This is a genomic window from Methylobacter sp., assembly GCF_004322395.1.
Lineage (GTDB): Bacteria > Pseudomonadota > Gammaproteobacteria > Methylococcales > Methylomonadaceae > Methylobacter_A.
This window is the reverse complement of sequence record NZ_SCTW01000138.1, coordinates 1-26,479: the sequence shown is the minus strand read 5'-3', so window position 1 is coordinate 26,479 and position 26,479 is coordinate 1. Positions and strand designations below refer to the sequence as shown.

17 protein-coding genes are annotated in these 26,479 nt (G+C 53.5%); 8 read left to right on the top strand and 9 right to left on the bottom strand.

Going from position 1 to position 26,479, the window contains the following annotated elements; translation table 11 throughout:
* Positions 1-515: 515 nt before the first annotated feature.
* The 9 genes from EPO18_RS18325 to EPO18_RS18285 form a co-directional block, all read right to left on the bottom strand.
* Positions 516-1,046, bottom strand: a complete 531-nt coding sequence (locus EPO18_RS18325) for a hypothetical protein (RefSeq protein WP_292435902.1) — start codon at positions 1,044-1,046, stop codon at positions 516-518.
* A 401-nt stretch (positions 1,047-1,447) separates the two neighbouring features.
* Positions 1,448-2,347, bottom strand: a complete 900-nt coding sequence (locus EPO18_RS18320) for a polyphosphate kinase 2 family protein (protein ID WP_292435900.1) — start codon at positions 2,345-2,347, stop codon at positions 1,448-1,450.
* 29 nt (positions 2,348-2,376) lie between these two features.
* Positions 2,377-4,188 (bottom strand): V-type ATP synthase subunit A, encoded by a 1,812-nt coding sequence (locus EPO18_RS18315; RefSeq protein WP_292435898.1) that lies wholly within the window; start codon positions 4,186-4,188, stop codon positions 2,377-2,379.
* Positions 4,178-4,840: a DUF2764 family protein gene (locus tag EPO18_RS18310; RefSeq protein ID WP_292435895.1), complete on the bottom strand. Its 663-nt coding sequence runs from the start codon at positions 4,838-4,840 to the stop codon at positions 4,178-4,180. Before EPO18_RS18310 ends, EPO18_RS18315 begins: the two co-directional genes overlap by 11 nt.
* Positions 4,841-4,854: 14 nt before the next feature.
* Positions 4,855-5,514: a hypothetical protein gene (locus EPO18_RS18305; RefSeq protein ID WP_292435893.1), complete on the bottom strand. Its 660-nt coding sequence runs from the start codon at positions 5,512-5,514 to the stop codon at positions 4,855-4,857.
* A gap of 17 nt (positions 5,515-5,531) precedes the next feature.
* Entirely contained in the window at positions 5,532-5,978 is a 447-nt protein-coding gene (locus EPO18_RS18300) for an ATP synthase subunit C (protein WP_292435890.1), read from the bottom strand.
* 329 nt (positions 5,979-6,307) lie between these two features.
* Positions 6,308-8,077, bottom strand: coding sequence for a V-type ATP synthase subunit I (locus tag EPO18_RS18295; protein WP_292435887.1), 1,770 nt, complete (start codon positions 8,075-8,077; stop codon positions 6,308-6,310).
* Positions 8,074-8,697 (bottom strand): V-type ATP synthase subunit D, encoded by a 624-nt coding sequence (locus tag EPO18_RS18290; RefSeq protein ID WP_292435885.1) that lies wholly within the window; start codon positions 8,695-8,697, stop codon positions 8,074-8,076. The genes EPO18_RS18295 and EPO18_RS18290 overlap by 4 nt, the downstream gene beginning before the upstream one ends.
* Before the next feature lie 6 nt (positions 8,698-8,703).
* Positions 8,704-10,047 carry a V-type ATP synthase subunit B gene (locus EPO18_RS18285; protein ID WP_292435883.1) on the bottom strand — a complete coding sequence of 448 codons (1,344 nt, stop codon included), beginning with the start codon at positions 10,045-10,047 and terminating at the stop codon, positions 8,704-8,706.
* Between the two features lie 1,093 nt (positions 10,048-11,140).
* Between EPO18_RS18285 and EPO18_RS18280 the strand changes: the two genes are divergently transcribed.
* From EPO18_RS18280 to EPO18_RS18245, 8 genes are all read left to right on the top strand, one after another.
* Positions 11,141-13,147, top strand: coding sequence for a DUF3300 domain-containing protein (locus EPO18_RS18280; protein WP_292435882.1), 2,007 nt, complete (start codon positions 11,141-11,143; stop codon positions 13,145-13,147).
* A 267-nt stretch (positions 13,148-13,414) separates the two neighbouring features.
* Positions 13,415-14,380: a DUF2950 domain-containing protein gene (locus tag EPO18_RS18275; RefSeq protein ID WP_292435880.1), complete on the top strand. Its 966-nt coding sequence runs from the start codon at positions 13,415-13,417 to the stop codon at positions 14,378-14,380.
* A 440-nt stretch (positions 14,381-14,820) separates the two neighbouring features.
* Positions 14,821-15,957 carry an efflux RND transporter periplasmic adaptor subunit gene (locus EPO18_RS18270; RefSeq protein WP_292435879.1) on the top strand — a complete coding sequence of 379 codons (1,137 nt, stop codon included), beginning with the start codon at positions 14,821-14,823 and terminating at the stop codon, positions 15,955-15,957.
* A gap of 70 nt (positions 15,958-16,027) precedes the next feature.
* On the top strand, positions 16,028-19,228 hold the full coding sequence (locus tag EPO18_RS18265) for an efflux RND transporter permease subunit (RefSeq protein WP_292435877.1): 3,201 nt from the start codon (positions 16,028-16,030) through the stop codon (positions 19,226-19,228).
* A gap of 2 nt (positions 19,229-19,230) precedes the next feature.
* Complete coding sequence (locus EPO18_RS18260; protein WP_292435874.1) at positions 19,231-20,865, top strand: efflux transporter outer membrane subunit; 1,635 nt, start codon at positions 19,231-19,233, stop codon at positions 20,863-20,865.
* Positions 20,866-21,220: 355 nt separating this feature from the next.
* Complete coding sequence (locus EPO18_RS18255) at positions 21,221-23,605, top strand: phosphoketolase family protein (RefSeq protein WP_292435872.1); 2,385 nt, start codon at positions 21,221-21,223, stop codon at positions 23,603-23,605.
* Positions 23,606-23,629: 24 nt separating this feature from the next.
* Positions 23,630-26,149, top strand: a complete 2,520-nt coding sequence (locus tag EPO18_RS18250; protein ID WP_292435869.1) for a glycogen/starch/alpha-glucan phosphorylase — start codon at positions 23,630-23,632, stop codon at positions 26,147-26,149.
* A gap of 123 nt (positions 26,150-26,272) precedes the next feature.
* Positions 26,273-26,479, top strand: a 207-nt coding sequence (locus EPO18_RS18245) for a hypothetical protein (RefSeq protein WP_292435866.1), incomplete at its 3' end; no start/stop codon positions are given.

The following is a 26,479-nucleotide window of genomic DNA, read 5'->3' as shown; positions in this document are numbered from 1 at the left end:
AAACGATCAATCCGGCGCGTATGAATAAATCGAGCACTCTGCGCGAGATAAGCTTTTCCTGCGCCTTATCGGGTAACGAATTTTTTTCGTTGTTCATAACTGATGCTCCAATTTCTCATTCAGAAAATTACGCACTAGTTTTCGCGCTTTACAATAATCGGCGATTATTGTCGGAGACAGGTAAAAGAGCTGATGCTTTTTTGCCCTGTTGATCGGTTGCCGGAACACTGGTCATTTTGCCACTCCCAAAAGTCACCGGAACGATCATGATTTTATTGTAACGAGTCCAGCGCGCAGCCGGATTTACTTAGCGAAGGCCTGCCTGATTTTTTTCGCCCGGTATTAACAGCATACCGCGGCAGTTGCCAAGCAAGCCGCAATTGACCTTGTCTTCACTCAACTTCCTATTAGTCCCTTGTGAGGGTTGCTTCCTAAGGTTTGATAAAAATTATCTACCCGGTAGATAACCCTCACACATTTCCAGATCAGCACAGATAAAGTCAGGGTTACTACTCTTATTGACTCTTTTTCAGCAGCGGTAAATCAGATGCAATTTCGAGATCAAGTAAAAGGCCGATGTCGTATTCTACTTGCAGAAATCTTGCAGCAATTATTGGTGAAGTGGCTTTTTTTATTTTTTTGTAATAATCCTCGATCAATTCCAGCTTCTTTTCGCGTATTGCAAGAGCACGTTTAGCAAGGCTGTTTGCCGTATCGTCAGTCATGTTGTTCAAGTTGAACTTGTAATCGCGAATTAACGCCAGCCTTTCGTCATTAAGCTTTTTCAATTCCGACTCATACGGGTAATATTGATGCCAGAAAGCATTATAATTCGGATCGTTCTGATCCAGTTTCATAGCCTGATTGATCATGACCACCTTGTCCTGTCTCATATCTGCTCTGACGTATTCTACATACGCAGCGGTCTTATCACTCAGCGGTGGAGCTTTTGGCGTTTCCGTTGCGCAACCTGTCAGCAGCGCTCCTATTACGGCAACCGCCGATAAGCAGCATGCCTTTTTTTTATCAACTGGAATGTTAATCATAGTATTTTCTCCATATAAGCGAAATAAACGAAGAACACAAAAACCCTCTCCGCGTTGGGTTAAATGATCATTTGTTAAGCTCACTCCATTATTAAGGAATTTTCATCAACAATTGAACAGATCAAAAGCTAACACTTTTAGTATTTCGGCTTCCCTGAGACCGGAAGTCCTGAAAAGGACTTCTTTAAGCGGGCAATAAACCGCTTAGGACTTGTTTTCGACACATGAAACGTTTGAAACTACGAAAACTTCCTGTTCGAAAATATTTTGTACAATAAAATAGGCCATCATCCCTTCCTGGTAAGCTAAAATCGCCATCGAAACTGCATCCAAATATTCCTGAATCTGCGACTGCACAATACGCGTCACGCGAAAAGGTAAGAACTTGAATTCCGCGATGGTTATTCCTCTTCTAAGGTCTGTCGAGCTTGTTCCAATAACGCGCGTTGCTCATCGTCCATTTCGGGAAATTCAAGTCCGAGATTACGCAAAGTCGTGGTGACAATGTCGGCGACCACGGCTCGAGTCGCCCATTTATCATCGGCCGGCACGATATACCAGGGCGCCCATTTGGTGCTAGTTGCACTGATGGCTTTTTCAAATGCATCGACATACTCGTCCCAGTAGCTGCGCTCGTTAAGATCAGCCAGTGAAAATTTCCAGTTTTTTTCGGGGCGTTCAAGCCTATCCATGAATCGCTGTTTTTGTTCTTCCTTGGAGACGTGAAGAAAAAACTTCAACACGACCGTACCGCTACGCACCAGGTGGCGCTCGAAGGCGTTAATATCGTCATAGCGATCCTGCCAAAACGCCTTGCCGTGCTTGCCGTTCGGAAGCTTTTGTTGTTCCAGCATGTCTTTGTGGACTTTGACCACCAGCACGTCTTCGTAATAGGAACGATTGAAAATGCCGATGCGGCCGCGCTCGGGCAGGGATTTCATATAGCGCCAGAGGAAGTTATGGTCCAGTTCTTCGGCCGACGGCTTTTTGAAACTGAAAACCTGGCAGCCCTGGGGATTGACGCCCGACATCACGTGCCTGATGGCGCCGTCCTTTCCTGCCGCATCCATCGCCTGCAAGACGATCAGCAAGGCGTAGCGGTCATCTGCGTAAAGCAATTGCTGGCATTCGGACAACTCTTCAATGCTGGTTTGTAAAACCTCGTTGGCTCTCTCCTTGACGAATTTTTTGCCTGCGGATTTCAATTCATCAGTCTGCTCCCATCCGGTGTGGTAATCCTTGAGCCGGACTTTTGTATCGGGTTTGACCTTGAATAAATCGATGATTTCTTTTCTAATCATGACAACGCTCCTTGCAACGGCTTTGAGGTTTATTGAATGCTATGGCCCGGCAAGTATTGACCGGCGAGTTGTTCAATATCCTTGCTGTAGCGTTCGTAATCCGGCGAATCGGGACGGCTGTAATTCCAGTTTTTATAGAGGCCGGTCAGCTTGGTAAAAAAATCCCTGGCTTCGTTTTTGTCCTGAAACTTAAATTCCGCAGCAACCAGTTTTTTTAATACACCGAAACTGGCTAGCTGCCGCTCGCGGGGCATACAGGCATCGACTTCGTCAAAAGCATCCTGCTGCAAATAAACCATATCCAGCAGCATCGATTTTTGCCATTCGATGAAATCTTCAAGGGTAATGCCTTCTTCGCCGGTGACCTGCATAATTTGATAAATGCCGTCGCCGCGCTCCAGCAAGGTCATCATGTTTTTAACGTCGTTAACCCATTCGGCATTGAGTTCTTTGGTAAACCAGGGCGCCAATTGATCCAGGTAGCGGGACCACGACAGCAGCGGATCGATGGCCGGGTAAAAGCGTTTGTAGGCGCGGTCGGCGGACAAGCCGAGGAAGGTCTTGACGGTGCCGAGCGTGGACTGGGTGACCGGCTCCTCGAAGTTTCCTCCTGCCGGAGAAACCGTGCCGATCAAGGTCAGCGTGCCGATGGAGCCGTCGGCGCAACGGATCACGCCGGCGCGCTCGTAAAGATTCTTGATCGCGGAATCGAGATAGGCTGGAAATGCCTCCTCACCGGGGATTTCCTCCATCCTGCCGGAAGTCTCGCGCATCGCCTGCGCCCAGCGCGACGTCGAGTCGGCGATCAGCAACACGTCGTAGCCCATTTGGCGGAAATATTCTCCCAGCGTGATGCCGGTGTAGATCGAAGCTTCGCGGGCCGCGACCGGCATCGACGAGGTGTTGCAGATAATGATCGTGCGGTCCATTAACGTGCCGCCGGTGCGGGGATCGGCCGTTTCCGGGTATTCGTGGATGGTTTCGACGACTTCACCTGCGCGTTCGCCGCAGGCGACAATGATCACGATATCGACGCTGGAGTAGCGCGCGATCAGGCTCTGCAACACCGTCTTGCCGGCGCCGAACGGCCCTGGGATGCAACCGGTGCCGCCCTGCGCGATTGGAAAAAAAGTGTCGATGATTCGGGTCGCGGTGGTCAGCGGCTTCGATGGAAACTGCCGCTCGGTATAACGCCTGCGCAGCAGGGTCTCGGGAATCGGACGCCGGATCGGCCAGCGGCACGCCATGGTTAATTCCTTTTCTTCACCGTTCGACGTCTTGTAGCGTGCAACCACCTCGTTAACGGAAAAACTGCCGCCTCGAATCCAGGTCAACCGGACAGGTTCCGGTTCATTGAAAGGTATCATGATCTTGTGCTTGAACGGGCCTTCCGGCACCGATCCCAGCACACCGCCGGGAGGTAAAGAATCTCCTATCGCCGCATCAGGAGTGAACTGCCATTTTTTATCCGGATCAAGCGGCGGCATCAACACGCCGCGCGGCAGGAAAAAACCGTATTTTTGCGCCAGACCGTGCAAAGGGTTAAGCAAGCCATCGAAAACCTGGCCCAGCAGCCCAGGGCCCAAGGTTGCCGAAAGCATTTCGCCGGACAATTCCACCCGATCGCCAACCCGCACGCCGCGGGTATCCTCGAACACCTGCATGTCTGCGGTGCGCCCCCGCACCCGAAGGATTTCGGCTTTCAGCCGTTCTTCGCCGACGCAGACGTAGCCCACTTCGTTTTTCATCACTTCGGCAGCTTCGTCAAACTCGATCAAGACCAGACTTTCCTTGACGCCCACCACTGTCGCATAAACGGCGCCGGTATTTTCATTGGACATGTTTTATCTCCTCGATCAATGTTTGGAAGCGTTGTTTCGCGGCGCTTGCATCGCGCTGCAGCCAAGCCTGCAAAATATCCCATTTGAATACAAAGGCGACGATCGGTTCGAAACCGAAAGAGTTCGTATCGCCCAAACGGGACAGATGCCGCCATACAACGTCCATCAGCAGGCGATCCAACGCCATCGCATCGCCAGCCGCCAGATAGCTGCCGGCTTCGTTCAGCCATGGAAAAGTCGTGCCCAGCCGGAAATCGGCGGCATCCCAATGCGCTTCGATATGCTTGACCAGACGGCCGATACCCCAAGTTCCAGGGTATTGCTTCGGATCGCGGCCGGCCAGCCTCATGCGTAACGCGGCAACGACGGTTTGTATGTCCAGGCGGTATTCCACGAACTCCCGCAACACCGGTTGGCTGATGCTTTGCAGCGTCTTTTTATAATGCGTAGCGATATTGCCTCCGCCCAATTTGCCGGCAGGCATGCGCCAACCGGCCAGAAATTCAGCCTGGACTATCTGCCGGCTTTCATCGCCATCCAGCATGCGCAAACGCTGCTCCAGACGCAAACGGGAAAGGGGAAGCCGCTCGGCACCCGCGAAATAAGGCAAATGCGGGAAACTCGCTACGACCGTATAGTAATCATCCTTCATGGCTGAGGAGCTCCTTATTCCGCCGCCGTCAACAGCGCATGAAAACGCGGCAGTAAGTGGGCTGCAAGCATTTTGGATATTGCCTTGTCGGACAAGTCGATTTCTAGTTGCTCGCCGACCAGGCGCACCTTCGCGCCGCCATCGATGCCGCTGGATGGAATCAATTCAACGCCTTCGCGCAACATATCGCTGGAAAGACTCAAGATGGTCTGTTTGCCCAGCTCGCGCAGCTTCGGATCGGATTTTCCGGTCAATAGGGCATCGGACAGAAGAATTTGAATTTTCTTGTCTTTGGTAAATTTTTCCGCGCTATGTCCCGCCAATACCAGAACCAGGTTTTTCATCAACTCCCGGTCTTGCGTCGCCGTGGTGACCAGACGGTGGACAAAGGTTTCAAATGCGGTAGAAACCAAGTTCTTCAAGCGCATGACGGTGTCGCGGGCAGAAAGCTTTAAGGCTTCCTGCGCTGCAGCCTGCTCAGCTTCGATATCCGCCGTGGCTTTGGCGCGCAGTTGTTCGACCTGCTTTTGCGCATCCGCCAGTAACTGTGAGGCTTTCGCTTCCGCTTCCGCGAGGATTCGCGCTGCTTCCCGGTTTGCGCTTTGCACTCCCTGGTCGCGGATCCTGTCGATCAGCTCTTGTACGCTGGAGTCAGTGTTAATTAGCTCGGTCATGATTCGGCTCCGTCAGCTTATTTGGGAATGCCGGCGGACAGCACCAGCGCAAATACGAATGAGAACACCGAGAAACCTTCCACCAACGCAGCCGGCGCCAGGGAAATACCGAAAATCTCCAATTTGTTTTTCGCGGCATTGATGGCTGCGGCGCAGGTGCTGCCTTGGGCGAAGGCGGTAAACATCAAAGCCAGGCCGGCGAAAAGGCCTATGCCGAAAATGCCCGGCGAATTTTCGAGCGTCAGCTCCCGCCGTAGCGCCATGGTAACGACAATGCCGTATATGGTCTGCGAGGAAGGCATCGCGGCAACCCCGATGTAGCGGCCGTAGCCGCTTTCAATATCCAATAGCGCGCCGCAAGCCGCCATGCCCGCACGGGCACAACCGATCCCGCTGCCGACCGCGCCCAAAGCCAAAGGTGCGAACATGCCCACCCAGCCAAGGGCCAAGATAAAAGCGTCCATAATAAACCTCCAGTCGATATTAAAGTTTTTATAAAGCCCAGTTGTGGGATATGCGGACTCTTCCCACTTTGCTTAAATAGCTCGTCATACCGGCATGGACTCACTCCGGGCTATCCTGCCCGGAGTGATTCTCTGCCGGAATGACGTCCGATTTATCTCGTTCCCACGCACTGCGTGGGAATGCAGTCAAGGCGCGCTGCGCCGCGAAGGACTGTGGTCAACGGCCAAAAATGCAGAGTCTATCAACATAGGACGCAGCGCGTCCCATACTGAATTCCCACGCAGCGCGTGGGAACGAGGAAACCTACACTTGTAAGTGCCGCTCTCCCTCATCTTTCGCTACGGCGGAAAGGCCTGAACGGTGAGCCTTCTTCCTTCAATCCCCAATTAAAAAATTCGATGACGTTCAGCCGTAAACCGTGGATGACCGAACTTGCCAAACCCAGCACCAGATTGACTACATGCCCCAACAACAGCACCAGGAAGGCGACGACAATGCCGACGCCCGGTATGGATTCTTTGAGGCCAAGCGCCATGTGGTTAAATTCCGCCGCCAGGGAACCGCTGGCGAGCCCCAGCGCAAACAAGCGCAGGTAGCTGAGCACGTCGCCGAACGCGCCGGATAATTTGGTCAATCCAAGCAGCCCATTGAGCAAACGGGACAAAGGTTTCTCGAACGGCGCCGTAAACAACAACACCAGCAGCGCGCCCGTGCCGATCAAGACTACCGACAGCGGTTTTAAAATGCCGAGACCGAAAGCGGTTGACAGCACAAACACCAAACCGGCTGCGACAATACAAGCCCAACCGATCGACGCCAAACCTTCCACGAGGCTCTTATACCTGGCCGCATCCAGCACCGCCCCCAAGATGACATGGATGCAGCCGATGCACACCGAAATCTGCATCATCAGATCGGTATTGCTCATGTCCAATACGTGCAGCGCGGCCAACGGCGTGCCGGCGGGAGGCGCCACCCCGAAATAGCTGCCGACCATCACGCCGTAAAGCAGCGACAAGATCACGATAGCCAGGCACAGCGGACGAAAACGCCTGCCGCCGGGCGAAGCGCCCATTTTGCGCCAGAAGGCAAGCAAAAACGCCCCCAACACCAGCGCATAACCGGCATCGGCCAGGATCATCGCGAAAAACAGCGCAAAGGAGACGAACACGATCTGCGACGGGTCCCAGGTTTTATAGCCCGGCGTCATGTAGAAATTGACCAGGTTTTCGCCGGCAGCAAGCCAGGGCGGGTTGTCCAGATAGGTTGGTGGGTTATCGTCCGGCTGCGCCTCCCGTGCATCCATATGCACCCCATGCCGGCGCGCATAGCCTTGAAGTTCCGCAAGCCTCACGTGCGGCGCCCAGCCGCGCAATGCGAACAGGCCTGACTTGGTGTAAGTCTGGTTTTGCGCGGCGTCCAAGGAGGCCTTATCTTCCAGAGTGGCGATATTTTCGCGCAGCAAGCTGTACCAGCGGGTCAAATAGGCGCGTTCCGCCTGCACGTCTTCGATGGCGACTTCCACTTCTTCAAGACGCGCCTCCAATTCATGACGCGGCCGGCTGCCGATATGCGTACGGTTGACGGGCATTCCTTCCGGCTCGCTTTCGGAAACGACCACCACGTAGCAATAGCGATTGTCCTTTTTGACGATCTCATGGACCAGTGGCAAATCCCGTATTAAAACCATGTCTCGATGCGGTATCACATAGAACCATAGGCGCAGGCCGCCCATTTCAGGCAACGGTGAAAACTCAAAATCGCCCCATGGCCGCATGTCCTGTATGCGCTTGATCAGAAAATCGCGCTCGTCGGATAGTGCTTGGAGACGCTGCCGTACATCGAGTGTCTTCCGTTCAATTTCTAAAGCATCGAAACGCGCAATATCCTTGCTTTGCCGCCTCCGCTGCGGGTAGTCGCGCAAAAATTGCAGCGCTTCCCGCGTCCCGGCACTGGCACCTGTCGCAGCCTGATTTTCGGTCTCCAACGCGAACGGTTCGATATGCAGGCAACCCAATTCCTGCAAGTCCTGCAACAAGCGTTCCCTGTCCTCGGTCAAGCCCACGAAAGTGACTTTGTCTAATTGGACGATACTCATTCCGGGGCCTCCGCGAGCACGTTGCGCTGTTGCAGTTGTTTGGATTTGGCGAGTTTTGAAGTCACTACCGCCGCGCGTTCGGTTTCGCCAAGATAGATGCGGATGCGCTGGATGTTTCGATGCGCGGTCGGAATCAGGATTTTATCGAACAGATTGACCCGTTGCGTCACCCTTCGTAATTGCAGGCGCAAAATATCCAAGCGCCGGGCGGCAATCTCGGCGCGCAGCCGGCAGGTTTTGGCATCCTTCAAACGTTGCACCAGCATGTCGAACCAAGCGGGCGTCGCCAAAGGCGAATAATCGGCGACCTGGCAATCGAGCGATTCCAGCACCGGCAGCCTGACGCCGACGATATTCTGTTCACCCAGCTTATAGCCTTTGACGACCACCAGGTCATGCAAATGCAGGCCTTCATCGGCGAGCATCGGCAATTCCTCGCCGATGCGTGTTTCCAAAGCGTCGATCTGTGCTACGGCGGCTGCATGTTCTTCTTGCGCCTTCTGCGATTCCATCGTCAATTGCCGGCGCTTCAGGTCGAGCGACGGCAACAGGCGCTTATAGAGCTTCAACTGCTCCTGCTGGTGATGCAGCGACTGCTTGCTGAGTTTCAGCTTGGCCATGGCGGCTTACCCCTGTGCCGCGTCGTCTGGTTGTTGCGGAAAATATTTGTCGACCAGATTCTTTTTCATCAGCAACTCGTCTTTAGAGAAACATTCCGCCAAGGTCCGCCAGCATAAATCCAGCGCTTCGATGACCGGGATGGAAACCTTGATATCCATAAATCGTTCCTTGAACAGCTTACCGAACTTCAACAGCTTGTGGTCGAACGGCGACAGTTCGAAAGCCATCTCCTGCTTCTTTTTCGCTTCGACGGAGCCGGAATAAAAGCGGATCATCGTGTTCATGATTTGGCTGTGGTCCTCGCGCGTAGCCTTGCCGATGACGTGCTGCTTTAAACGCGACAGGGAACCGAACGGGTCGATAAAGCCGTCGTGCAGGTAAAACTGTCCTTCAGTGATATAGCCGGTATTGTCGGGAACCGGATGGGTGACATCATCACCGGGCATGGTGGTCGCGGTCAGGATGGTGACCGAACCGGCGCCCTTAAAGCCGCAGGCCTTTTCATAGCGCTGCGCGAACTGTGTATACAAATCCCCCATGTAGCCCCGTACGGCCGGAATCCGTTCCTGGGCGACACCCAGTTCTTTCATCGCATCGGCATAAGCGGTCATGTCGGTCAATAACACCAGAACCCGCTTGTTTTCCTCGACCGCCATTTTTTCGGCTACAGCCAAAGCCATATCCGGGATCATCAAGCGCTCGACCAGCGGGTCCGAAGCTTGGTTGACAAACATCACAGTCCGGTGAAACACGCCGTGAGCTTCGAACGAGGTGCGAAAGAAGTGGTAGTCGTCGAAAATCAAACCCATGCCGCCAAAAACCAGCACATCGGCATTGGCCTGAAAGCCGATGCGGGCCAGCAATTCGTTGTACGGCTCGCCGGCAACCGAGAAAATCGGTATTTTTTGGCTTTCGACCAGGCAATTGAACAGATCGATCATCGGAACCTTGGTTTCGATCATGTGCGTCGGCATGACCCGCATCACCGGATTAACGGTCGGCCCTGCTACCGTAATGCGCGGGTCGGCAGTGAGTTCCGGTCCTCCATCAATCGGATCGCCGGATCCACGGAATATCCTTCCCAAAATATTGGGCGAATAAACCACGTCCAGACTACGCCCGAGAAAATTAACCGTGGCGCCTGTGGACAGGCCTTTGCCGCCTGAAAACACCTGAAGACTGACAATGTCGCGGTCCAGGTCTACAACTTTCGCCAGGGAACTCTCGCCATCGGTGTTTTCAACGATGGCCATTTCGCCGAAAGCCCGGCCTTTGGCGCGAACCCGGGCGGTGTCGCCGACAATTTCGAGAAGACGGGTGTGGCGGGTGAGATTATTAATCTGGGCCATTACGAAAACTCCATTTGATCAATACTCAAAAAGCAAAGAGTTAATGCTGCCGTTGCGTTACATAATCGTTTACCTAAAAAGAAGGGGTGGCGAAGTCAAGATTACTCATCATTGTTAGAGTAAGCATTCGCCGTAAAAATTCTATTCCAGTTTTAACAGGCCGCGCTATTGTAGAGATTACGTATCTGATGTTACGCAGTTAGCCGAATTAATGCCGTATATCAAGGAGGTCGCTAACGCGACGGTTGATTGAATCGGGTTCTCGCACCCGAGGGCGAGTTACTTTCTTTTGCGTCGCCTCGGCAACTGTTCCTGCGTTGCTCTACCTCCTGCATCCATGCAGTCGAAAAGAAAGTAACCAAAGAAAAGGCGGCCCGGTTGCCGCTTATTTCCTGCGTTCCTCGCTTTCGCCGGGGGTTGACGAAAGGGGCTCCTGCCCCTTCGCCAACGTGCGGCCTCCCTGCCGCACCCCTGACGGGCTGCTCACTCAGTACAATCCCTGTACCTCGCCCTTCGGGTGCTGCGCATGCAAATCGGCTATCCTGCCGATTTGTCTCGCCGAAAGCTCCGGTACTCGGCGCGGCAGACGGGATTGAATTCGTACCACCGGCAAGTCTTCTTCGTTTTCGCACAGCGCTTATTGTTATGTCTCGTTCCCACGCGCTGCGTCACTGCCATTAAGTTAAGGATGGTCAGTCCCTTCTCCCTCAGGGAGAAGGTTAGGATGAGGGGAATCAAATAAAGCTTTTTGCCTTATTTTTATTCTCCTCACCCCAACCCTCTCCAGCAGGAGAGGGAGCTTTTTTCTTAACTTAATGGCAGTGACGCGCTGCGCCGCGAGTTGAGCTCATTCCTGTTCTACATCCAGGCAGTGCGACAAACAGGACAAAAACTATCTGTGCGTAACATCAGTTATGTATTTAGAGGCGATGTAAATATACGTAATTTCTACAATAGCGAGGTCTGTTCGCTGAGTAATAGAATAAAAACAGTTATCTTCAGATTAACAAATCCGTCTTCCGACAAACGTAGTGCAACTCCAGTATTACAGTTTGCCTGTTACATGTTGATCACATGATATGGAGCTTTGGTAATGCCCCAGATTAATAATATCGCCCGCCACACCCGTCTGCTCGAAATTGTCGGCGACACCGCCCGGGTTCGCGCCAAAGGCCGGGCTTTCGGCGAAATGGCCATCGTTGAAAACACCGATGGCGAGAGTTCCCTGGCGAAAGTTGTCGATGCAGGCCGCCATATTGCAACGCTTCGTGTGTTCTTAGGTCGCATTGCGCTACTCATGTTCGCGATGCATGCTGTAGGGTGCGGCGATAAGGACAAAGAGAAAGCCCAGGCGCCGCCAGTCACGTCAGCGCCTCAGCCCGCGCAACCCGAGCCTGCAACTCATCCTGTTCCGAAGCCGGAAGCTCAACCCTTAACCAGCCTTGAGTCGCTGGTGGCTCCGATAGCGCTCTATCCCGATCCGCTTTTGGCCGAAGTGCTGGTGGCAGCCACCTATCCGCTGGAAGTGGTGCAGGCGGCCCGCTGGCTGGAATCCAAACCGGATCCTGCGACCGTGCGCGGCAAAAACTGGGACGCCAGCGTCGTCCGGCTGACTGCGGTCCCTGACGTTATTGCGATGATGGATCAACACCTGGACTGGACCACACAGTTGGGCGATGCATTTCTGTCCAATCCGCCGCAATTGATGGACGCGATCCAGACTTTACGCAAGCGAGCTATCGATGCCGGATTTTTGAAGGATTCCGATCTGCAAAAAGTGGAAGCCGAGACGGTGTCGATGCAGGAGCCCGGACAAGAGCAAACAGAGGGAGTCAAAGCAACGCCGGCCGTATTGACCCAAGAAGTGATTAGCATAAAGCCGGCCAAAGCCGATACCTTATCGGTTCCAAGATATAACTCTGAGGTTGTTTATGCTGCATCGATGGCTCCGCCTCCAACCACCCAAATGTATCCAGCAGGAACCATGACCGCGGCACCCGCAGCAAGCTATTATCCGACCTATTATGCCCAGCCTGTGACCACTACGACGACCACCTCCTCCAGTTCGGATCAATGGATGTCGTTCGGGACCGGCGCGGTTGTCGGAGGATTGCTGACCTGGGGCATCATGGAATGGGCCGACGATGATGATTGGGATGATTACCATGTCTCGCATCATTATGGCGACGCCGTATGCCACGGCGGAAACTGCTGGCGCGGGGGAGGGGGCGGATATTACGGCGGCGGATCGCGGTATAACAATGCAAACGTTAGTCGCGGCGATGTCAATGTCGACCGGGACGTTAATATTTCCGGTAATGAAATCAATGTTAATCGGGACGGCACTTTCAGCCAGGATCAACTCTCGGCTTTAAGGGGCCAGACCAATCGCTGGCAACCGAATCCTAGCCATCGCCGTGGCCAGGATTATCCGCTTGCCGCCCAGCAGCGCATGGGGCGCACTGAGTCACCGGCCTTGGCCGGGAGCAGGCTCAGCGGCGCCCAAAATATTCCTGCCGACACGCGAGGATTCGGTAAGGTCGAAGCGGCAGATCGTTCAGCTCAAGCCCGGCCTTCCAGCGCCGATGTCCAGCGGCGCTTGGCGGCAAAACCCGGCACAGCCGAAAGCCGTAGCCGGCCGGTTCCAGGCAGCCGTGAAAGCGCCCTGGAAGGCCTACAGGCGTCAGGTCAAAGGAGCAATGTCGAGAGCAGGCGCGGCGCATCAAGTCAAGGTTCCCGGCAGCAGCAGGCAGGGAGGGCTCGTACAAAAGACCTCGGAGCTTCAACGAACGCCGCCGCTCAGAGCCAAAGACGAGCAGAGCCTGCCAGGCAAAGATCGGGCAATCAACAGCAGATGGCCAGACAACGCAATGAACAAACACAGCAACGGCTCCAGTCACAGCGCCGTCAGGAAATGTCGCGTCCGAATGCGTTTGATAGTGCACGGGATGGCGGCAGCTCCAGCGCTTTTAGTAATCGCGGAAGCGCCAGTGTTTCGCGTGCCAAACAACCGGCCAGGCAAAGCCCGTCATCCGGCGGGCAACGCGCAGTAAGTAGAGGCGGCGGTGGTGCTGCGAGAAGCCGTGGCGGTCGCCGGTGATGGTTTAAATACATGAAATTATAGAACCCGAAGTTGATAAAGCGACGCAAAGCCCTCTCCAGCGGGAGAGGGTTGGGTGAGGGGAATCTAAGATAAGGAAAATGCTTATTTGAATCCCCTCATCCCAACCTTCTCCCTGAGGGAGAAGGAGCAAATGTCGCTTTACTAACTCTGGACTCTATATTTGATTTGTCCTTGGCAATAGGGTTGTCGCAACCCTTACCTAGTCAATGGCTGTTCGATTATTTATTAGGATAGGTGTCCGTCATGATGTCCAATAAACTTCGTTATACCCTTTCGATGGTCATTATAATGACCTCGATTGCTACAAGCGCCTTATCCGCCGCTCCCGAAACCGAAGCGGCGGATAAGGGCCAAGGCTTTGCATCGCCCGAAGAAGCATCAAAAGCGCTGGTCGATGCCGCACGCGACAACGACAAAAACAAAATCTCGGCACTTTTCGGCAGCCAATATGCGCAACTTTTTTCGTCCGGTGACGACGTGGAAGATGCCAACAATAGTGCGGAGTTTTTGAAAATGGCCGAACAGAAATCCTCTATCGAAAATCAGCAGGCCGATAAAGCGATTTTGCATTTCGGACAGAATGACTGGGCGTTTCCTGTTCCTGTTGTGAATAACGGAGGTCAATGGCGATTCGATGCCGAGCAAGGGAAACAGGAAATCCTGAACCGCAGAATCGGGCGTAATGAGCTGAATACGCTGGCAGTGATTCGAGGTTATGTGGAAGCACAATACGAATATGCTTCTATCGACTGGGACGGCGACGGAGTGGGCGAATTCGCGGCCAAGTTACGCAGTGAACCGGGTAAATTCGACGGCTTATATTGGGAAGCGGCGGTGCCTGGTAAGCCCCAGAGTCCTCTGGGTCCTCTGGTGGCGGAAGCCAAAGCAGCAGGTTACAAGACACAAGGCAGCACGGAATCGATGACGCCTTATCACGGCTATTTATATAAGATTCTTACCCGTCAGGGCGGCAATGTTCCCGGCGGAAAATACGATTACATCATCAACGGCAACATGATTGCAGGCTTTGCCTTGGTAGCCTTTCCTGCCGTTTATGGATCATCCGGCATTATGACTTTTGTCGTCAATCATAATGGAAAGATATATCAGAAAAATTTAGGACCGAAAACCACCGAATTGGCTTTAGCGATGAAAGTCTACGATCCGGATTCTTCATGGGAAGCAGTGGATGAGAATTCCGGCAAGTGAAACTGTGGCCTAAACTGACATTCCATCTTAATCCGTCATGAGGTGCCTGCCATGAAACGCTTCCATCTTCCAATTGAGCTATTGAGGTAAAGATATGTATGAAGAAGACCATATGGCGCTTCTTCATACCACCTCGTAAACCGGCACTATTGGGGAACGATTTATTTCTCCGATCTCAGCGAGGGCTTTCGTCGGCTTACGTAACCTCTACAATAGCACGGCCTATTTGTTGAGTAATAGAATGGATTATGTCATCTTGATGATTAATCGGCAAGTTTCCAATTCGTCAATTTGGAGCCCGAAACATAGCTGAAAAGACGACCCCTATTTGAGACTTATTACGAGGTTCCTTAAATAATTGATCAGGTAAGCACATAAATACAGGGCATGAGTTTCAGACTGGCGATAGTCAAACAACAATTCTTGGATCAGGTGTCAAAATGAATTTTTATGCGCTAGTTCAGCGAAGGTCTCAGATAAAATCCGGACTTGCAATCTGCACGGTTGGTCTGGTATTGCTCTCGGCCTGCGGGCAAAACGAAGAACCCGCCAAAACCGTCGAGACGGTCCGTCCGGTAAAGTTAATGAAGGCCGGCGGTTCGTTGGCAGGAAAAACCAAAAAATTGCCCGGTACAGTGCGCGCTGCCGATCGCGTCGATTTGGCGTTTCAAGTGCCCGGCACAGTGGTCGAACTTCCGGTGAAAGAAGGTCAAACAGTCAAGAAAGGAACTCTTGTCGCACGCATCGATCCCCGAGACTATGAAACCAATCTGCGCAATGCTGAAGGCGCGTTGGGAAAAGCTCAAGCAGGGCTTACTTATGCGATTGCCGAACACCAGCGTTATGTCAAGGTGAAAGAGACCGATGCCGGAGCTGTCAGCGAGTCGATGGTATCGCTTAAACTCGCAGCCGAAAAGGTTGCCCGCGCCGAACTGCAATCCGCGAAAGCCGCAACTGCCGCGGCCAAGGATCAATTGGAATATACCCGGTTGAAAGCGCCTTTCGATGGCGTGATCGCTCAAAAGTACATTGATAATTACCAAGAAGTGCAAGCCAAACAGGCGATACTCAGCTTACAGAATGTGACAAACGTGGAAGTGTTAATCGACGTGCCGGAGCTGATGATTACACCGATCCGTAAAACCTTACCCCGCTTTTATGCCGAATTCACCGCGGACCCAAACCGGCGCTTCGAGTTGCAGGTTAAGGAATTCGCGACTCAAGCCGATCCGGTTACGCAAACCTACCGCGTAGTGCTAATGATGCCCGCACCCACCGGCATCCGCATCCTGCCGGGAATGACGGTTAACGTTTCAACTGAATTTACCGAGGGTGCCGAGACAGGCGCGGAAATCCTGATTCCGGCCATCGCTGTATTTGCCGATAACGCGGGCCAATCGCACGTCTGGGTTATCGATCCGCAAACCATGAAAGCACAACGCCGCGCGGTGACAACCGGCGATTTATCCGGAAGCGACAGTATCCGGATCGTCAGCGGACTGAATGCGGACGAAACTATAGCGATCAGCGGTGTCAGCACGCTACACGAAGGCCAAACGGTTCGGGCGCTCGAATAACCGTTAGTCAACCAAGGTGACAAATACGGCACGACTCTAATCGTAAATTAGATCGAGGGGACTCAAGCAAATGAATTTGGCGGAATGGAGCATACAAAAAAGAGTTATCACCTGGGTGATGATCGTGCTGATGTTGGTGGTCGGCTGGAAGTCGTACCAAGCCTTGAGCCGCTTGGAAGACCCCGAGTTCACGATCAAGGAGGCGGTGATTTCGACGCCTTACCCCGGCGCTGCCGCCGCTGAAGTGGAAGAAGAAGTCACCAATGTGATCGAGAAGGCCACGCAGGAAATGGGGCAATTGGAAAAGGTCGAATCGCATTCTTACCGCGGCCTTTCGATCGTGAAAGTCAAAATGAAAGACCAATACGATAAGTTCTCGTTGCCGCAGGTATGGGACGAACTACGCCGCAAGATCAACGACGCGCAGGGCAAATTGCCTCCCAAAGCAGGGCCTTCGCTGGTCAACGACGATTTCGGCGATGTGTACGGCATTTATCTTGCGATCACCGGCGAGGGCTACAGTTACAAGGAGATGTACGAATACGCCAAATACCTGCAAAAAGAATTGCTGAAAGCGACCGATGTTAAGCGCGTCGTCCTGTATGGGGAACAAAAGGAAGCGATTTATGTGGAAATGCGCCGGGAAAAAATGGCGCAGCTCGGCATCTCGCCGCAAAACATCTACAGTACTTTGCAAGCCAAAAACGTCGTGTCGAGCGCCGGCAATTTTAACCTGGGGCAGGAGTTCATACCGATTAACCCCACCGGCGAATACAAATCGGAACAGGATTTCGGCGACTTGCTGATTACCTCCCGCGGGACGAAATCCCAAAGTTTGGTGTACCTGCGCGACGTGGCCGACATCAAGCGCGGCTATCGCGAACCGCCAACGACTTTGCTGCGTTTCGACGGGCAGCCCGCAATCGGCTTGGGAATTTCGACGGTGCTTGGCGGCAATGTCATCTTAATGGCTGAGTCATTGGATCAGCGCTTAAAGGAACTCGAACCGATGCGCCCGGTCGGCGTCGAAACCCACATTATTTCCCACCAGGCGCAATCGGTGGAGGCTTCTCTGACCGGCTTCATCGTGAACTTGGCCGAAGCGGTAGCGATCGTCGTTGGTGTGCTGCTGCTGTTCATGGGCTTGCGTAGCGGCTTGATCCTGGGCGCGGTGTTGCTGGTGACCATCATGGGCACCTTTATCGTGATGCATATGTTCGATATCACTCTGGAACGGATCTCCTTGGGAGCGTTGATTATCGCACTCGGAATGCTGGTGGATTGCGCAATCGTGGTCACCGACGGCATGCGCATGCGCATGGCGCAAGGACAAAACGGCTACGATGCGGCGCGCGACGTCGTCGGCCAGAACGCGTTGCCGATGCTGGGCGGCACCGCGGTGGCGATTATCGCTTTCGCCGCAATCGGCACTTCCGAGGATTCCACCGGCGAGTATTGCCGCACCTTGTTCTCGGTGATCCTGATTTCGCTTTCTTTCAGCTGGCTGACTTCTGTCACCTGCACACCTCTGTTATGCAAGATGTTTCTGACAACCGGCGCCGTTGCAACGGGCGAGGAGGTGGACCCCTATTCGGTCGGATTTTACGGAAAGTATCAGCATTTCCTGATTTATTGCCTGCGCTTTCGTTGGATCGTTGTGGGCATTGTCGTGGCGCTGTTTATAGCGGCCCTGTTGGGATTCGGTTTTGTTAAGAAGAGCTTTTTTCCTGATTCCACTCGTCCGCAATTCTATGTCGATCTCTGGTTCCCGGAAGGCATGGACATCAAGGAAACTGACCGGCGCATCAAACAGGCCGAGCAGCTGATCAAGAAGCACGAAGGCGTCACCCATCTGACCAGCCAATTGGGCGGCGGCCAGGTGCGGTTCCTGCTGACTTATACCCCTGAACATAATTACCCTAGCTTCGGCCAGATTTTGGTGGATGTCGACGATTACACCCGCATTGCCGCAATGGCTCCGCAGGTACAGGAAGAACTCGAAGCGCTCTACCCCGATGCCGTCGTCAACGTGCGGCTGTTCATCTTAGGCCCGTCTACCGGCGGCAAGATCCAACTGCGCATCTATGGGGCGGACGCTGAGGAACTGCGGCGTTTGGGAGGCCTAGCTGAGTCCATTCTGCTTGCGGAGCCAACCGCGAAGGCCGTGCGTAACGAGTGGCGTGACAAAACCAAGGTGCTCAGGCCGCAATTGGCGGAATCCCAGGCGCGGCGCGCCGGCATCGATCGCCCGGAGGTGTCCGAAGCGCTGTCGATGGCGTTCGAAGGCCAGAAGGTCGGGGTTTACCGCGAGCGGGATGAATTGATCCCGCTGGTAGCTCGCGCGCCGTCGGCCGAGAGCGCCGATCTGGACAGCTTGGAAGCGGTGCAGATCTGGAGCCCCGCTGCGCAAACAATGATCCCGATGGGCCAAGTAGTGTCTTCTTTTCCGCTCGAATTCGAAGACGCGCATGTATGGCGCTGGGACCGTCGCAAAATGCTGCGCATCCATGCCGATCCGCGCGAAGGATTGCCCAGCGAAGTCTTCATGAAGGTTAAAACCAAAATCGAACAAGCCTTGGGCGTAGATGCCGGCGCGGTGTATGGCAAAAGTTCCGATGATCTGATTGAAGAATTCGATGCGTCGACGCTCAAAGTCGGCGACAACGACCTGTGGCCGCTTAAGGGCAAGCCCGGCTATTACATGGCCTGGGGCGGCGAGGCAGAGGATTCCGCGCGCGCCAATTCACGGCTGGCGAGCTCGATACCGGTGTTTTTCGGCTTGATGGTATTGACGGTGTTGATTCTGTTCAACTCGATCAAACAGACCCTGATCATTTGGCTGACCGTGCCGCTGGCCATCATCGGCGTCACTGCTGGGCTGCTGACTTTTCATCAGCCGTTCGGTTTCATGGCGCTGCTGGGACTAATGAGCCTTTCGGGCATGATCATCAAGGCGTCGATTGTACTGATCGACGAAATCAATGTACAGCTCGGCCAGGGCGCGACGCCGTTCCAGGCGGTGATGCGGTCCGGTGTCAGCCGCCTGATTCCCGTTACCATGTCATCCGGCACGACCATGCTGGGCATGGTTCCTTTGTTCACGGACGCCTTTTTCATTGCGATGGCGGTGACGATCGTATTCGGCCTTGGCTTTGCGACGCTGCTGGTCTTGATTGTCGTTCCGGTGCTGTATGCCATTTTTTACAAAGTAGAAGTAGAAGAGCAAGCGCAAACCGGGCATCGCAAGCTGAGCTTGGGGCCGGGGGAATGACTATGCGAGGCAAGAAGAGCAACGGCATACAGTCAAATTCCGGCGCTATCCGCACCCTCCACGGCTTGGCGGGTGTGGCTGCGGTGCTATGGGTGAACGCCAGTTGCACGGTGGGGCCGGATTATGCCAAACCGGAAGCCGCTGTGGAAAGCAAATGGATCAACCAGTCCGATTCGCGGCTCAGCCAGCGCGAAGCGAAACTGGCTGACTGGTGGAAAGTGTTCAAGGATCCGGACTTGGATCGGCTGGTTGAAGAGGCCCGGCGGCAGAATTTAACGCTGCAACTGGCGGGTGTCCGCATCCTGGAAGCACGGGCGCAACTGGGTATCGCCACCGGCTTCGAATATCCTCAACTGCAACAACTGAACGGCGATTTAAGCTATCAGCAAATCAGCGCGCATGCGCCGAATACTACTTCGGCGATCGACCGCAATTTCGGCACTACCGGCATAGGCTTCGACGCCAGCTGGGAACTCGACCTGTGGGGCAAGTTCCGCCGCGGAGTGGAATCGAGTCTGGCCAATCTGGACGCTTCGGTTGCCGGTTACGACAACGCGCTGGTGTCGCTGACCGCCGAAGTAGTGCGAACCTATGTGCTGCTTCGCACCACCGAAGCCCGCATTCAGGTCGCCCGCGACAACGTGAAAATCCAGCAACGCACCCTGGAGATCGCCGATGCGCTATTTTCCGGAGGATTGATTACCGAATTGGATCACCTGCAGGCAAAAAGCCTGCTGAGCAATACTTTGGCCACCATCCCTCCATTGCAAGCCAGTGTGCGTCAGGCGAAAAACGCCTTGGGCGTGTTGCTCGGCCAACCGCCGGGACGCATAGACAGTTATGTGGCGCAGGCTCGCCCGATACCTGACGCACCGGCCAAGATTGCCGTTGGCGTGCCTGCCGATTTGTTGCGGCGGCGCCCCGACATTCGCCTTGCCGAACGTCAGTTGGCGACGCAAAGCGCGCTGATTGGCGTGGCCAAAGCCGATTTATATCCGCATTTTTCGCTGCTCGGTTCAATTAATCTGCGCGCCAGCGACGCGGCGCTGACTTTCGCCTCGGCTGGCGGTAGCGAACTCAGCGATGTGTTCAACGCCAAGAGCTTCCAATATTTTATCGGCCCCAGCCTAAGCTGGGATATTTTCAATTACGGCCGCATCACCAACCAGGTGCGCGTCGAGGATGCCCGCTTCCAGCAATTGATTGCCGATTATCGAAGCACCGTGCTAAACGCCGCCAAGGAAGCGGAAGATGCGACAATCGGTTTCCTCAAAGCGCAGGAACAACGCAATGATCTGCAACAAACCTATGAGGCGGCCAAGCGATCGACGGAATTGTCGCTGTATCAATATCAGGAGGGGCTAGTCGATTACCAGCGCGTACTGGATTCCCAACGCACTCTGGTGAGCTCTCAAGAGTCGCTGGTGACTGTATCCGGCGACATTGCCACCAATCTTATTGCGCTTTATAAAGCCTTGGGCGGAGGCTGGGAAACGCGAACCGAAAAAGATTTCGTGGACAAACCGATACAACAACAAATGAACGATCGGACGGATTGGGGCGATCTCCTGGAACCTCGGCAGCTTGATTTACCCGAGAAAGAAAAAAATAATTTTTGGCGACTACCGGATTGGTAATTGCATTGAGCACATGGAGCTGAAAAAGCCAAGCTCGCGTGTTTTACGTTAAATAACTGATGTTACGCATTGTCCGCGAAAATCGCAAAAAAGCAGTTTGATAAAAGTGAGGATGAGGGTAGGGCGTGTCGTGCGCGCCTTGGCTCTCAGGGCGCGCACGGCACGCCCTACGGGAGATGTTCCCAGGCAGGAAACAAGGTCTTTTTCGCGGCTGTAATGCGCACAGCGTAACATCAGTTAAGTAAACACGATTTTGATTTTAACAAGTAATGTTATTTAAACAGGAATTACAGGATTTAATTATCGATTAACTGTATCAAACAGAAATGATTTAACAGAAAATTAGGAGTATCCCATGACTGAAACGTCCTTGAACAATCTCCAACCGCTCGACAAAGAATCCTTGCGCAAGATGCACGCCTACTGGAGAGCCTGTAATTATCTGGCCGCCGGTATGATTTATCTGCAGGACAATCCTTTACTCAGAGAACCGCTCAAACCCGAGCAGATCAAGAGCCGTCTTCTTGGTCACTGGGGAGCCAGTCCGGCATTGAGTTTTACCTATATCCACCTGAACCGCCTGATTAACCTTTACGACCTGGATGCGATTTTTCTGGCCGGCCCTGGGCATGGCGCGCCGGGCGTTCTTGGTCCGGTCTATCTGGAGGGCACTTACTCGGAAATTTATCCGAACAAAGGCGAAGACGAAGAAGGCATGCATCAGTTCTTTAAGGAATTTTCCTTCCCCGGCGGCATCGGCAGCCACTGTACGCCGGAAACGCCGGGTTCCATTCACGAAGGCGGAGAACTGGGTTACAGCGTGTCCCATGCCTTTGGGGCGGCATTCGATAATCCGGACCTGCTGGTGGCGGTCGTCGTCGGCGATGGCGAAGCGGAAACCGGACCTTTGGCGACTTCCTGGCATTCCAACAAATTTCTTAACCCGGTCCGCGACGGGGCGGTTCTTCCCATTCTCAATCTGAACGGTTATAAGATCAATAATCCGACTTTATTGTCGCGCATCAGCCATGAAGAGCTTGAAAATCTGTTCAAAGGCTATGGCTGGACACCTTATTTCGTCGAAGGCAACGATCCCGAAGTCATGCATCAACGCATGGCTGCCGTCATGGAGCACTGCGTAACCGAAATACGCAAAATTCAGCAGACTGCCCGCGCCGACGGTAATCTGGAGCGGCCCAGATGGCCGATGATCGTACTGCGCAGTCCGAAAGGCTGGACAGGCCCGAAAGAAGTGGATGGACATAAAGTGGAGGGATTTTGGCGAGCCCACCAGGTGCCTCTGGCCGGCGTGAAGGAAAATCCGGCGCATCTGAAGCAACTGGAAGAGTGGCTGCGCAGCTACAAACCGGAAGAGCTGTTCGACGCCAACGGACGCCTGATTCCAGAACTCAAGGAGCTTGCGCCCAAGGGCGTACGGCGCATGAGCGCTAATCCCCATGCCAATGGCGGTCTGATACGCAAGGCATTGCGTCTTCCGGATTTTCGCGAATACGGCGTGAAGGTAGAAAATCCCGGTCAAACCGAAGTTGAAAACACCAAACCGTTGGGCGTTTTTTTGCGCGATATCGTCAAACTTAATCCGACGAATTTCCGCGTGTTCGGCCCGGATGAAAACACCTCCAACAAGCTCGATGCGATCTATGAGGCCAGCAAGAAAATGTGGATGGCGGATTATTTGCCGGAGGATGCCGACGGCGGCGAATTGTCGAAGGATGGGCGGGTCATGGAAATGCTTTCCGAACATACCCTGGAAGGATGGCTGGAAGCCTACCTCCTGACCGGGCGCCACGGTTTTTTCTCCAGTTACGAAGCCTTCGTGCATGTCATCGATTCGATGTTCAACCAGCACGCCAAATGGTTGGATATCAGCAACGATCTTTCTTGGCGTGCGCCGGTTTCATCGCTCAATTTGCTGATCACCTCCACCGTATGGCGGCAGGATCACAACGGTTTTACCCATCAGGACCCGGGCTTTCTGGATGTGGTTGTCAATAAAAGCCCTGAAGTCACGCGCATTTATCTGCCGCCCGATGTGAACTGTCTGTTGTCGGTCGCCAACCATTGCTTGCAGAGCACCGACTACTTCAACGTGATTGTTTCGGACAAGCAGAAACACCATCAATTCCTGAACATGGACGCCGCCATCGAACATTGCACCAAAGGCATCGGCATCTGGGATTGGGCGAGCAACGACCAAGGTTCGGAACCCGATGTGGTGATGGTGGGCTGCGGCGACATTTCGACGCAAGAAGCGTTGGCTGCCGTGTGCCTGTTGCGGGAGTATTTCCCGCAATTGAAAATCCGTTTTATCAACGTGATGGATCTTTACCGCCTGACGCCTGAGAGCGAACACCCGCACGGGCTTTCAGACTGGGACTTCGACAGCCTGTTCACCGCCGATAAACCGATCATATTCAACTTCCACGGTTATCCCTGGTTGATTCACCGTCTCGCTTACCGACGTACCAATCATAAAAACATGCATGTGCGAGGCTACAAGGAAAAAGGCAATATCAATACACCGCTCGAATTGGCCATTCGCAACGAGGTCGACCGATTCAGTCTGGCCATCGATGCGATTAACCGGGTTCCGGGCCTTAAGGTAGCCGGCGCTCATGTCAAAGAAAAATTGCGCGGCATGCAGATCGGTTGCAGTCACTATGCTTACGAACACGGCATAGACAAACCCGAGTTTGCGTCTTGGAAATGGCCCAAATAACCATCGTGCAGCGAGGACATCACCATGGCAAAAAAGAATAATACCGCCGAAGCGGATAACGAGGTTGGTCCATTGTTTGGAAACAGCAATGCGTTGACGAGTGCTCCGGAAATTAAAAAATCAATTTACGATCACGTGGTTCACAGCATCGGCAAGCTTCCCTCTCTGGCTACCAAACATGATTATTACAGGGCCTTATCCTTGGCTGTGCGCGACAGATTGCAACAGCACTGGGTTGCAACGGTACTGGCCTACTTTGAGCAGGATATTAAAGTGGCCTGCTACCTGTCAGCGGAGTTCCTGATGGGCCCCCATCTTGGCAATAATTTATTGAATTTAGGCATTGAGAATGAGGCGCGACTAGCGATAACCGAATTAGGATTTGAGTTGGACGAGCTTCTGGCCGCTGAGGAAGAGCCCGGTCTCGGCAACGGCGGCTTGGGCAGATTGGCCGCCTGTTATCTGGATTCCCTAGCGACCCTTGAACGGCACGCGCTTGGTTATGGAATTCGCTATGAATTCGGCATTTTCGATCAGGAGATTCGTGACGGATGGCAATGCGAGCTCACCGATAAATGGTTACGTGGCGGCAACCCTTGGGAAATCGCCAAACCCGATATCACTTTCTATGTCAATTTCGGAGGTCATACCGAATATTACCGGGACGATGAAGGTAAGGATCGGGTTCGATGGATTCCTCATCAGGCCGTCAAAGGCATGGCTTACGATACTCCCATTCAAGGTTATCGAGTCAACACCTGTAATACCCTGCGGCTTTGGAGCGCCGAGGCCTGCGAAAGTTTCGACTTTCAGGCCTTCAACACCGGCGACTACTATGCGGCGGTGAACGATAAAGTGACCTCCGAAACGCTGACCAAGGTGCTTTATCCCAATGATGAGCCTGAAATCGGCAAGAGGCTACGCCTGGCGCAACAATATTTTTTCGTTTCTTGTTCGCTGCAGGACATGTTGCGTATTCTCGATATTTTGGAGCAACCGCCGCAGCGTTTTCCGGAAAAGTTTGCGGTGCAACTTAATGATACCCATCCGTCTATTGGAGTGGCCGAACTCATGCGGCTGTTGGTCGACGAACGACGGCTGTCTTGGGATGAAGCCTGGGATATTACCGGGCGCACTTTCGGCTACACCAATCACACGCTACTGCCCGAGGCGCTTGAAACTTGGCCGCTGCCATTATTCAGGGAAATGTTGCCGAGACATCTGGAGATTATTTATGAAATCAATGCACGGTTTCTTGCCTCGGTTCGTGAGAAGCATCCCCAGGATGAAGAGCGGATCAAACGGCTGTCATTAATCGATGAACATGGCGAAAAACGCATCCGCATGGCCCATCTCGCCAGTGTCGGAAGCCACTCCATCAACGGCGTGGCGGCATTGCACACGGAACTTTTGAAACAAAATGTGCTCAAGGATTTTTATGAATTATGGCCGGAGCGCTTCAATAATAAAACCAACGGTGTGACGCCTCGGCGTTTTATGGTTTCGGCCAATCCGAAACTCAGCGAACTGATAACCCGCACAATCGGTGGCGAATGGGTTACCCATACCGAGCAACTCAGAAAGCTCGAGCCTTTCGCCGAGGATGCGGCGTTCCGCAAACAATGGCGGGCCGTCAAGCAGGCAAACAAGCAGCAACTCGCCGACCATGTCCGCAAAGAGACCGGTATCGAGCTTGATCCGAGCTGGCTGTTTGACGTGCAGGTCAAGCGCATCCATGAATACAAACGCCAGCATTTGAATATTCTTCACATTATCACGCTGTACAACCGTCTTAAGCAGAATCCGAAGCTTGCTATCGCACCGAGGGCATTCATTTTCGGCGGCAAGGCGGCTCCCGGCTATTTTATCGCCAAACGCATCATCAAACTGATCAATGCGGTGGGCGAGGTGGTGAATCACGACCCGGACGTGAATAAATATTTACGCGTCGCGTTCGTGCCCAACTTTAACGTGCAGAGCGGCCAGCTTATTTACCCGGCGGCCGATCTGTCCGAGCAGATATCGATGGCGGGTAAGGAGGCTTCCGGTACCGGCAACATGAAGTTCACGTTGAACGGAGCCTTAACCATCGGCACACTCGATGGCGCCAACGTTGAAATACGTGAAGAAGTCGGCGCGGAGAATTTCTTCCTGTTCGGACTGAACACTGAGGAAGCCGTCCGGCTTCAGCAGCAAGGCTATCGTCCTTACTCATACGTCGAAGGCAATCCGCAATTGGCCGATGCGATTTCGCTGATTGCATCGGGGCATTTTTCGAATGGCGATACCGAGGCATTCCGTCCTTTAGTCGACAATCTGTGCCAGTCTGACCCGTTCCTTGTTTTCGCCGATTACGCCGATTATATCGCCTGTCAGGATAAAGTCGCCGGCGTCTGGGCTGACCCGGAAAAATGGACCAGGATGTCCATTCTGAATACAGCCAGAGCCGGCAAATTTTCCTCGGATCGCGCGATCCGTGAATATTGCGACGAGATTTGGAATGTTCGTCAGGTATCCGTAACGATGCAAGACAGAACCGGCTAACCAATCATCCATCAAAATCTAAGATGATAGATGTAGATTGTTGAATACTATCTAAATTAGATTCTGATGTTACGCTGTTAGCTAAATGAATGATGTATAAGGGGTCGCTCACGCGACGGTTGATTGAATCGGGGTCTCGCCCCCGAAGGCGAGTTACTTTCTTTTGCTCCGCCAAAAGAAAGTAACCAAAGAAAAGGCGGCCCGGTTGCCGCTTGCGTCCTGCGCTCCTCGCTTTTGCCGAGGGTCAGCAGAAGGGGCTCCTGCCCCTCTGCTGACGTGCGGCATCCCTGCCGCACCCCTCACGGGCTGTTCTCGACAAAAGCTCCGGTG

Coding starts and splice junctions, on each gene's coding strand:
- EPO18_RS18250 (WP_292435869.1), top strand. CDS start 23,630: ATGGCAAAAAAGAATAATACCGCCGAAGCGGATAACGAGGTTGGTCCA.
- EPO18_RS18310 (WP_292435895.1), bottom strand. CDS start 4,840: ATGAAGGATGATTACTATACGGTCGTAGCGAGTTTCCCGCATTTGCCT.
- EPO18_RS18325 (WP_292435902.1), bottom strand. CDS start 1,046: ATGATTAACATTCCAGTTGATAAAAAAAAGGCATGCTGCTTATCGGCG.
- EPO18_RS18275 (WP_292435880.1), top strand. CDS start 13,415: ATGATGTCCAATAAACTTCGTTATACCCTTTCGATGGTCATTATAATG.
- EPO18_RS18265 (WP_292435877.1), top strand. CDS start 16,028: ATGAATTTGGCGGAATGGAGCATACAAAAAAGAGTTATCACCTGGGTG.
- EPO18_RS18255 (WP_292435872.1), top strand. CDS start 21,221: ATGACTGAAACGTCCTTGAACAATCTCCAACCGCTCGACAAAGAATCC.
- EPO18_RS18260 (WP_292435874.1), top strand. CDS start 19,231: ATGCGAGGCAAGAAGAGCAACGGCATACAGTCAAATTCCGGCGCTATC.
- EPO18_RS18290 (WP_292435885.1), bottom strand. CDS start 8,697: ATGGCCAAGCTGAAACTCAGCAAGCAGTCGCTGCATCACCAGCAGGAG.
- EPO18_RS18315 (WP_292435898.1), bottom strand. CDS start 4,188: ATGTCCAATGAAAATACCGGCGCCGTTTATGCGACAGTGGTGGGCGTC.
- EPO18_RS18300 (WP_292435890.1), bottom strand. CDS start 5,978: ATGGACGCTTTTATCTTGGCCCTTGGCTGGGTGGGCATGTTCGCACCT.
- EPO18_RS18305 (WP_292435893.1), bottom strand. CDS start 5,514: ATGACCGAGCTAATTAACACTGACTCCAGCGTACAAGAGCTGATCGAC.
- EPO18_RS18280 (WP_292435882.1), top strand. CDS start 11,141: ATGCCCCAGATTAATAATATCGCCCGCCACACCCGTCTGCTCGAAATT.
- EPO18_RS18285 (WP_292435883.1), bottom strand. CDS start 10,047: ATGGCCCAGATTAATAATCTCACCCGCCACACCCGTCTTCTCGAAATT.
- EPO18_RS18270 (WP_292435879.1), top strand. CDS start 14,821: ATGAATTTTTATGCGCTAGTTCAGCGAAGGTCTCAGATAAAATCCGGA.
- EPO18_RS18320 (WP_292435900.1), bottom strand. CDS start 2,347: ATGATTAGAAAAGAAATCATCGATTTATTCAAGGTCAAACCCGATACA.
- EPO18_RS18295 (WP_292435887.1), bottom strand. CDS start 8,077: ATGAGTATCGTCCAATTAGACAAAGTCACTTTCGTGGGCTTGACCGAG.